Annotated in this window: 9 protein-coding genes; 3 read left to right on the top strand and 6 right to left on the bottom strand. The window is 68.2% G+C overall.

Translation table 11 applies throughout. From position 1 onward, the window contains the following. Nucleotides 1–164 precede the first annotated feature (164 nt). Nucleotides 165–1,679, bottom strand: a complete 1,515-nt coding sequence (locus NM2_RS39335; protein WP_067680565.1) for an MFS transporter — start codon at nt 1,677–1,679, stop codon at nt 165–167. 117 nt (nt 1,680–1,796) lie between these two features. Here NM2_RS39335 and NM2_RS39330 point away from each other — a divergent pair, with 117 nt between their 5' ends. Both NM2_RS39330 and NM2_RS39325 read left to right on the top strand, forming a co-directional pair. After that, a complete protein-coding gene (locus tag NM2_RS39330; RefSeq protein ID WP_067680562.1) occupies nt 1,797–2,474 on the top strand; it encodes a TetR/AcrR family transcriptional regulator in 678 nt (225 codons plus the stop codon). Nucleotides 2,475–2,589: 115 nt separating this feature from the next. Continuing rightward, nucleotides 2,590–3,888, top strand: coding sequence for a D-arabinono-1,4-lactone oxidase (locus NM2_RS39325; protein WP_067680559.1), 1,299 nt, complete (start codon nt 2,590–2,592; stop codon nt 3,886–3,888). A 6-nt stretch (nt 3,889–3,894) separates the two neighbouring features. On the opposite strand, the gene NM2_RS39320 is transcribed toward NM2_RS39325, so the two are convergent. The 5 genes from NM2_RS39320 to NM2_RS39300 form a co-directional block, all read right to left on the bottom strand. Next, entirely contained in the window at nt 3,895–4,455 is a 561-nt protein-coding gene (locus tag NM2_RS39320) for a hypothetical protein (RefSeq protein ID WP_067680556.1), read from the bottom strand. After that, a complete protein-coding gene (locus NM2_RS39315) occupies nt 4,452–5,045 on the bottom strand; it encodes a DUF6286 domain-containing protein (protein ID WP_067680553.1) in 594 nt (197 codons plus the stop codon). The genes NM2_RS39320 and NM2_RS39315 overlap by 4 nt, the downstream gene beginning before the upstream one ends. Continuing rightward, nucleotides 5,042–5,380: an Asp23/Gls24 family envelope stress response protein gene (locus tag NM2_RS39310; RefSeq protein ID WP_157121676.1), complete on the bottom strand. Its 339-nt coding sequence runs from the start codon at nt 5,378–5,380 to the stop codon at nt 5,042–5,044. The genes NM2_RS39315 and NM2_RS39310 overlap by 4 nt, the downstream gene beginning before the upstream one ends. Before the next feature lie 132 nt (nt 5,381–5,512). Continuing rightward, the gene (glpK, locus tag NM2_RS39305; RefSeq protein WP_067680551.1) at nt 5,513–7,039 is read right to left on the bottom strand and encodes a glycerol kinase GlpK; all 1,527 of its coding nucleotides are present in this window, start codon (nt 7,037–7,039) and stop codon (nt 5,513–5,515) included. A 55-nt stretch (nt 7,040–7,094) separates the two neighbouring features. Beyond that, on the bottom strand, nt 7,095–7,859 hold the full coding sequence (locus NM2_RS39300) for an IclR family transcriptional regulator (protein WP_067680548.1): 765 nt from the start codon (nt 7,857–7,859) through the stop codon (nt 7,095–7,097). Between the two features lie 258 nt (nt 7,860–8,117). Between NM2_RS39300 and NM2_RS39295 the strand changes: the two genes are divergently transcribed. Then, nucleotides 8,118–8,945 carry an MIP/aquaporin family protein gene (locus tag NM2_RS39295; protein ID WP_067680545.1) on the top strand — a complete coding sequence of 276 codons (828 nt, stop codon included), beginning with the start codon at nt 8,118–8,120 and terminating at the stop codon, nt 8,943–8,945. Nucleotides 8,946–9,038: the final 93 nt, after the last annotated feature.

Here is a 9,038-nt window from a genome sequence, read left to right as displayed (position 1 = left end):
CAGCCCTCGAAGCGCATGGGCGAAGCCCGAGTCTCGAGGGCTGAACGACGAGCCATTCGGGCGCCGAAAAACCCGCCGGAGCGAAACGGAGGCAAAAAACACCGCCCGCCTGCTGGGCAGGCGGGCGGCGGGCGGACGGCATTGTCCGGAAAGGGAATTCGCGGTCAGTGGACGATGACGGGCTCACCTTCGGCCGGGGCGGGTGTGGTGTTCGGCAGCAGCGCCAGCATGACCACCGCGCCGACCAGGAAGATCCCGGCGGCCCACCAGAAGCTGGTGGTGTAGCTCTCGATCGCCGACTGCGCGACGTTCAGCGCGGTGGGCGCACGGTGCGACAGGTAGTCCGTGGCGGCCGACGCGGAGATGGTGCTCAGCAGCGCGGTGCCGATCGAGCCACCGATCTGCTGGCTGGTGTTGACCGTCGCCGAGGCGACGCCCGCGTCGTCGTGATGCACACCGGCCGTTGCGCTCTGGAACGAGGTGGACATCGCGCCACCCAGGCCCAGGCCCAGCAGCAGCATCGCCGGCAGGATGTGCGAGGCGTAACCGGTGTGCAGGCCGATCCGCGTCAGCCAGACCATACCGACCGCTCCGATCAGGAAGCCGCCGCCGACGACGAGTTTCTGCCCGAGCTTGGGCAGCACCAGCGACGGAACCATCGTCGCGGAGGCGACCATCGCCCCGACCATCGGCAGGAAGGCCACACCGGTCACGATCGGCGAGTAGTGCAGGGTCAGCTGCATGTAGTAGGTCAGGAACAGGAAGATCGCGAACATCCCGATGCCCATCACGAAGATGGTCAGATACGCCCCGCCGCGAGTGCGGTCGAGCACGATCCGCAAGGGCAGCAACGGGTTCGACACCCGCGATTCCAGCCAGACGAACACACCCAGCAGCGCGACGCCGCCGATCAGGAAGGTCAGGGTCAGGCCATTGGTCCAGCCGTTCGATTCCGCGTGCGAGAAGCCGTAGACGATGCCGAACAGCGCGGCGGTCACCGCCAGGGTGCCGGGGATGTCCAGCTTCGGCCGCTCGTTCGTGACGTGCTTGGCAAGCAGTGTGACCGCGCCGACCAAGGCGATTGCGGCGAAGATCAGGTTGACGTACATCACCCAGCGCCACGACGCCCACTCGGTGAGCGCGCCGCCGAGCAGCAGGCCCAGCGCACCGCCGGTACCGGCGACCGCTCCGAAGATGCCGAACGCCTTGGCTCGTTCCTTGGCCTCGGTGAACGTCACCGTCAGCAGCGACAGCGCGGCCGGAGCCAGCAGCGCACCGAACGCACCCTGCGCGACGCGAGCCGCGACCAACATCACGAATCCGTTGGCCGCACCGCCGACCGCGGAGGCCGCGGCGAAGCCGACCAGGCCGACGATGAACGTCGTGCGGCGGCCGAACAGGTCACTCAGTCGCCCGCCGAGCAGGAGCAGGCTGCCGAACGCGAGGGCGTAGCCGGTGACGACCCACTGCCGATCGACATTGGAGAAGCCGAGGTCGCTCTGCGCGTCGGGTAGCGCGATGTTCACGACGGTGGCGTCGAGAACGACCATCAGCTGGGCAACGCCGAGGACGGCGAGCACCCACCAGCGCAGGGCGTGCGAACCGCGGCGGCTCGCGCCGCGGTCCTGCCGGGACGACGATGTCGCCCGGTCTTTCCGGAGATCTATCGAGGTGGTCATGGCTCCCCTTGTCCGAATGCCGTTATGTGGAGGAGGTACCTCCGCTTCACTGGAAAAGCTATCACAATAACGGAGGCATTGTCTCCACTTAATCCCGGATCTTGGTAATATGGGCCTGTGAACCCCGCCACTGCCGCCGCACCGCCGCGACGACGCCTGCGTGCAGACGCCGCCCGGAACCAACAACGCATCCTCGAGGCCGCGCGCCGCCTGTTCGCCGAACGCGGACTCGACGTCACCCTCGACGACGTGGCCGAGGCGGCGGGCGTCGGCGTGGGCACGGTGTACCGGCGGTTCGCGAACAAGCAGGAACTGATCGTCGAGGTGTTCGAGCACAACGTCGCGGAGATGGCGGAGATGGTCGAGTCGGCCAACCGCAATCCGGATCCCTGGGCGGGGCTGACGGCGGTGTTCGAGTACGCCTGCCAGCACATGGCCCAGAACCGCGGCTTCGGCGAGGTGATGCTCGAGATTCCCGACGCGCAGGCGCGATTCGCCTGGGTGCGCGAGCGGATCAAGCCCGCGATCGAGCGCCTGATCGAGCGTGCCCGCGCCGCCGGGGTCCTGCGCGAGGGTATCGCGCCCTCGGACTTCTTCTTCCTGGTCAGCATGGTCGAGACGATCGCGGCCTTCGCGCGCCCGGTCGACCCGGAGGTCTGGCGGCGCTATATGACCATCGTGCTCGACGGCGTGCGCGCCGACTGCGTCCCGCGCCGCCCGCTGACCATCCCCCCGCTGGACGACGACGCGATCGACCGCGCCAAGGCCGCCTGCTTCACCCCTCGCAAGAAGTAGTCACACCGGCCGATTCCATACCCGGCCCGGTCGCCGCCAACCGGGCCTGACCCGAACCGCCCTGGCCAGGGCGGCGATGTGGCATGTCGCACATCCATACCCTAAAGTTGGACGCATGACCAACTCGTGGGCGAACTGGGCGGGCGATCAGCGGTGTGCGCCGGATGTGATCGCTACGCCCAGCTCCGCCGACGAGGTCGCCGAGCTGGTCCGGAGCGCGCGAGACGCGGGGCGGACCGTGCGGGTCGCGGGGGCGGGGCATTCGTTCACCGACACCGTGCTCACCGATGGCACGCTGTTGCGGCTCGGCGGGATGGATCGGATTCTGGAGGTCGATCGGTCGAGCGGTTTGGTGCGGGTCGAGGCCGGGGCGACGCTCAACGCGCTCAGCACGGCACTGCATCCCCTGGGTCTGGCATTTCCCAACCTCGGCGATATCGATGTGCAGACCATCGCGGGCGCGACCGCGACCGCCACCCACGGCACCGGGTCTCGGTTGCAGAACATCTCCGCCGCACTGCATTCGGTGGAACTGGTCCTCGGCGACGGCAGTCGGGTGGAGCTCAGCGAGCAGACCGATCCCGAGGGCTGGCGTGCGGCGCGGGTCAATGTCGGCGCGCTGGGCGTGGTCACCGCGGTCACGCTCGCGTTGGTGCCGGCATTCGTGCTCGAGGGAGTCGAACGTCCGCTGCCGCTGAACGAGGTACTCACCGATCTGGACGAATTCGTCGACGGCAACGAGCATTTCGAGTTCTACATGTTCGCGCACAGCCCGATCGCGATGACCAAGCGCAACAATCGGGTCGAACTACCGGAGCAGCCGCGCGCCAAGCCGGTGGACTGGTTCGCCGACATCCTGCTGTCCAATTACACCTTCGACGCACTCGCCCGGCTGTGTCGCGTTCGGCCGCAACTGATTCCATGGGTACAGCGCGCGGCCGCCTACGCCGGTTCATACCGTCGCCAGGTGGACCGGTCCTACCGAGTCTTCGCCTCCCCCAGGCTGTTTCGCTTCACCGAGATGGAATACGCTGTGCCGCGCGAACATTCGGTGGACGCCATCCGCGAGATCAAGGAGGTGTCCCGGCGGTTCGCCAGCCCGATGCCGATCGAGGTGCGCTGGGTGGCGCCCGACGATGCGTACCTCTCGCCCGCGGCCGGCCGGGACACCTGCTATATCGCCGTGCACCAGTACCACGGCATGGCGTACGAACCGTATTTCCGTGCCTGCGAAGCGGTTTTCGATCGTTACCAGGGCCGCCCGCACTGGGGTAAACGGCACTTCCAGACCGCCGACACCCTGCGCGAGCGGTATCCCGAATGGGAGCGGTTCCAGCAGGTGCGCCGCCGCCTGGATCCCGAGGGACGCTTCAGCAATCCGTATGTGAACCGGGTGCTGGGCCCGCTCGGCTGACCCCGGTCAGCGGGACCGCTCGCGCGCCAGGCGCAATTCCATCTCGACGGGCAGTTCCTCGAGTTCGAGGGCCTGGCGCAGCCGGGGCACGGCATGCGTGCGGATCCGATCGCGCAGTGCCGTGACGTCGGCGTCGGGGGCCGCCGTCACGACCAGATGCAGACCGGGCCCGCTCCCCGGCCCGGACAGCCGGACCGCGGCGCTGCGCACCCCGTCGTACGACTCGATATCCGCGGACACCGGAGCACAGGCGACCGCCGTATCGAGCGCGACCGTATCCGCGCAATCCCTGGCGCGACCACGCCATCGGACCGCACGCGGTATCCGGGGGAACTGCGCGAACGCCCATCCCACGCACCCCAGCGCAACCAGACAGCCGACTCCCACGATCGCCCACAACACCCCGCTGGGCGGCGTGGCGTCGGGTATCAGGCCCGAGCGAGAGCCCACCCACTCGAGTCGGCCGTAGTGCGCGGCCAGCGCATACCCGCCCGCTGCGATCAGCGCCGAGCCGAATACCGCGAGCACTGCCCGGTTCAGCCGCGCCGCGCCATTGCGAGTCGTCATAGCGCACCCGCTCCACGAATCGGCGCCGCATCGGACACACCCCGCCGACCTTCGGACTCGTCCGATCCGCGCCCTCGACGGGCCGCCACCACCACGCGCGGCGCGGGATCCGGGCCGATCCGGGTGATGCGTTCGTCCACGGCCGCGTGGACGCGCTCGCTCAGACCCGCGGAGTGGACGCATGCCGTGCGAATCGTGACGCGAACCTTCTTGCGCCGCAGTCGAACGCGAGCCGAACGCACGCCCTCCACCGATTGCGCGGCATCCCGCAGTGCCCGGCGCAGACCCCGGCGGGCGACGCCCGCGGCGAATCCGTCGCCACCGGCCAGGGGCAGCACCACCGCGCGGCCGGGCAGAATCGCCAGCATCAGCAGTGCGAGCCCGGCGGCGATGGCGAATACACCGCCGACCGCGACCCACCGGTCGGTCCAGGAGATCTCGTGCAGCCGCGCGACAACCCGGCCGTATGGCACGAATTCCCTTGTACCGTTGAGATGTTGTATCAGCGCACCGACGATCACCACAGAGGCCGCCAGCGATACGACGGCCAGCACGCTCGCGGGCAGCGCCCGTCGTGGCCGCCGCTTCATAGCTCCACCAGCTCGCACATCTGGATCTCCAGGCGACGCACCGACAGATCGAGCCGGTTCCGCAGACGTTCCAGGACATGCGTCCGGCAGGCCGAGCTCACCTGCCACACCGGCATCGGATAGCGGATCGGCAACCGCATGCTCAGCACCGCGGCGCCCCGCACGATGCGGGCCCGGACCTGCACGTCGGCGCCTACGCCGGTGATCTCCCGCGCGGCCTCGGCCGCGATCGTGCCCACCGCGCCGGGATCGGTGACCTCCGGCGCATCCCGCAGTATCACCGCCGTTGCGGCCGGACTGGATACAGCAGGGACACCGCCGACAATGCTCGTCATCAGTACCTCCGGTATTCCGTAGGGGCCGATCAGCTGCTCCCCCCGCAATAGCCGAACAGTAACCGAAAATGACGCTCACCTCGCATTACGCGCCGTGCGGGCGTGCCGATTCGTTCAGCGAACGGGCCGCGCTCACCGGTCGGCGGGCACACCGGGCGCCCGGCGACGGGCCCAGCCGAAGCTGAGTTGCACCGCGCGCTTCCAGTCGTCGTACTGGTCCTCACGCCGCGCGGCATCCATTCGCGGGGCCCAGCGCCCGGCCGGACGCCAGTTGTTGCGCAGTCCCTGTAGGTCCGGCCAGTAGCCCACGGCCAGTCCCGCGGCATAGGCCGCGCCGAGTGAGACGGTCTCGGGCACGAACGGGCGCATCACCGGGATGCCCAGGAAATCGGCCACCATCTGCATCAGCAGATTGTTCGAGGTCATCCCGCCGTCCACGCGCAGGGTCGCGGCCTGTAATCCGGAATCGGCGTTCATCGCGTCGACCACGTCGCGGGTCTGCCAGGCGGTCGCCTCGAGCACCGCCCGCGCCAGATGCCCCTTGGTGATGTAGGAGGTCAGCCCGATCACCAAACCCCTTGCGTCACTGCGCCAATGCGGTGCGTACAGCCCCGAGAAGGCGGGCACGATACAGCAGCCGCCGTTGTCTTCCACTGTGCGAGCGAGGGTTTCGATCTCCGGCGCGCTGGCGACCAGGCCGATGTTGTCCCGGATCCATTGCACCAGTGAGCCGGTCACCGCGATCGGCCCCTCCAGCGCGTAGACCGGATCGCGATCGATCTGATAGCCGATGGTGGTCAGCAATCCGTGTGTGGACTGCACGAGTTCGCCGCCGGTGTTCATCATCAGGAATCCGCCGGTGCCGTAGGTGCACTTGGTTTCCCCACGCGCGAAACAGGTTTGGCCGAACAACGCCGCATGCTGATCGCCCAGCGCGGCGGCGATGCGGATACCGGGCACCACCCGCCGGGTGGTGCCGTAGGAGGCGGTCGAGGGCTGGATCCGGGGCAGCATGGCCGCGGGGATGCCGAAGAATTCGAGGAGCTCCGGATCCCAGCTCAGACTGGCCAGATTCATCAGCAGCGTGCGGCTGGCGTTGGTGACGTCGGTGAGGTGCTCGCCGCCGTCGACGCCGCCGGTCAGATTCCAGATCAGCCAGGTCTCCATGGTGCCGAACAGCACCTCACCGCGTTCGGCCCGCTCGCGCAGGCCGGGCGTGGTGTCCAGCATCCAGCGCAGCCGCGGCGCGGCGAAGTAGGTGGCCAGCGGCAGGCCGCACAGTTGCCGGATCCGTTGCGCGCCAGGATGTTCCTCGAATTCGGCGACCAGTTCCTCGGTGCGTACATCCTGCCAGACGACCGCGTGCCCGATCGGATTGCCGGTGCGCCGATCCCACACGACGCTGGTCTCCCGCTGATTCGCAATGCCCAGTGCCGCAATCTGTTCCACGCCGACGCCCGCATTGCGCAATACCTGCGGCACGATCCGGTCGACATTGCGCCAGATCTCCATCGCGTCCTGTTCGACCCACCCGGGCCGCGGGTAGTACTGCTGATGTTCGCGCTGCGCCACCCCGGCCAGCTGCGCCCGCTGATCGAACAGGATGCAACGGGTCGAGGTCGTGCCCTGGTCGATCGCCAACACATATCGTTGTGTCATCCGCCCAGCTCTCTGATCGGCGTATCGGAATTTCTGGCTCGATACCGGGGCGGGGTCAATGGCCTGCGGCCAGATCGCGGGAAATGGCGTGGGCGGCGTCACGCACCAGTGCGATCAGCGGCGGACGATGCCGCAGCTGCGCGCCGCACAGTCGATCGACCGGTCCGGCGATGCCGATCGCGCCGATGACCAGTCCACCGTGCGCGCGGATGGGCGCGGCGATACCGGCCTCGCCGGACCGGAACTCCTCCACCTCACCGGCCCAGCCGTTGCGCCGCACCTCGGTCAGCGTGCGGGTGAGCGCGGTGCGATCGGTGAGGGTGCGGTGCGTCAGCCAGGTCAGCTCGACGCGCCGGACCGCTCCCGCGAGATCGGGTTCGGCCGCGAGCAGCACCTTGCCCAGTGCGGTGGCGTGCGGGGGCAACCGCTCGCCGACCTGTAGGGCCTGTTCGGAGTTGTCCGGCCGAAAGACGTGATGTACCACCAGAACTCCGCCGTCGGTCAAGACGCCCACCCGCACCGCCTCACCGGTGCGCGAGGCCAGGGAGTCCGCCCAGTTGATCGCCCAGGATCGCAGTTCGTTGGCGTCGATCCCCACCGCGCCGAGTTGCCGCACCGCCGCGCCGAGCCGATATTTGCCGCTGGCCGCGTCCTGATCGACGAATCCGACGCCCTGCAGGGTGCGCAGGATGCCGTGTGCGGTGGGTTTGGCGAGATCGAGTGCGGCAGCGATATCGCCCACGCCGAGGCGGCCGGAGCCGCGGGCGAGCAGTCGCATGATTGCGGCCGCCCGTTCGATCGATTGGATCGGACCGGGCATGGCGGAAACCTATCTGCAAAGTTCCGATTCGACAATGTCGAACGCCGGGTGATCGACCGACAACATCACCGGCACCATATGTGACCTGCACCATGAAGTCCTCCCAGCCGGAAGGAACGTAACCGTGCGGACCGGGCACGACCAGCCCGCCCGTTCGGCATTGTCGAACGCTGTCGATTCCACCGTACGCGGGCGATTCGTACCGTTTGCCGGTGCGGTCGCAGTGGCGACCCAATTGCTCATCACGGAGGCTCAACGGTGAACTTCGGCTCGATTTTCGTCAGTGAGGCGTTCGGAACGGGACTTCTGATCCTGCTCGGCGCCGGTGTCGTGGCGAATGTGCTGCTGACCAAATCCAAGGGATTCGACGGCGGCTGGCTGCTGATCAACTTCGGCTGGGGACTGGGTGTCTTCGCCGGTGTGTACGCCGCCTACAAGACCGGCGCGCATCTCAATCCGGCGGTCACCGTCGGCATCGCGTTCAGCGGAGCGCACGAGTACGCGACGGGAATTCCGATCACCGTCGGCAATACCATCGCCTATCTGCTCGGGCAGATGATCGGCGCGTTCCTCGGTGCGTGCGCCGCCTATCTGGCCTACAAGCGGCACTTCGACGCCGAGACCGACGGGGCCAAGAAGCTCGCGGTGTTCTCCACCGGCCCGGAGATCCGCTCCTACGGCTGGAACCTGGTGACCGAGATCCTGGCCACCTTCGTGCTGGTCTTCGTCGTGGTGGCCTTCGGGCACACACCCACCGGCCTGGGCCCGGCCGCGGTCGCACTGCTGGTGGTCGGTATCGGCGCATCGCTGGGCGGTCCGACCGGATACGCCATCAATCCGGCCCGCGACCTGGGCCCGCGCATCGCGCACGCGCTGCTGCCGATGAATTCCACCGCCGCGGCCGAGCCGGAGCGGGTCCCGGTCAAGGTCGGTGCGGGCGACGGGACACAGCAGCGGACCGAACAGCGGACCGTCCCGGCACAGCCGCAGCGCAAGAACTCCGACTGGTCCTACGCGTGGGTTCCGGTGGCGGGACCGCTGATCGGCGGCGCGCTGGCCGGAATCATCGCCCACCTGGTGCTGTAGATCGGGGATTTCCCGGCCGCGGCCCTTGCCAACGCCGCAAGATCCGATTACAGACTTCTGAACCCCTTCTCCAGCACATTCTTTCGAAAGGAC

It is taken from the genome of Nocardia miyunensis NBRC 108239 (assembly GCF_001613065.1).
In the GTDB taxonomy this organism is placed as follows: Bacteria; Actinomycetota; Actinomycetes; order Mycobacteriales; family Mycobacteriaceae; genus Nocardia; species Nocardia miyunensis.
Note: the sequence above shows the minus strand (reverse complement) of the source record. Positions and strands in the feature narration are given on the sequence as shown.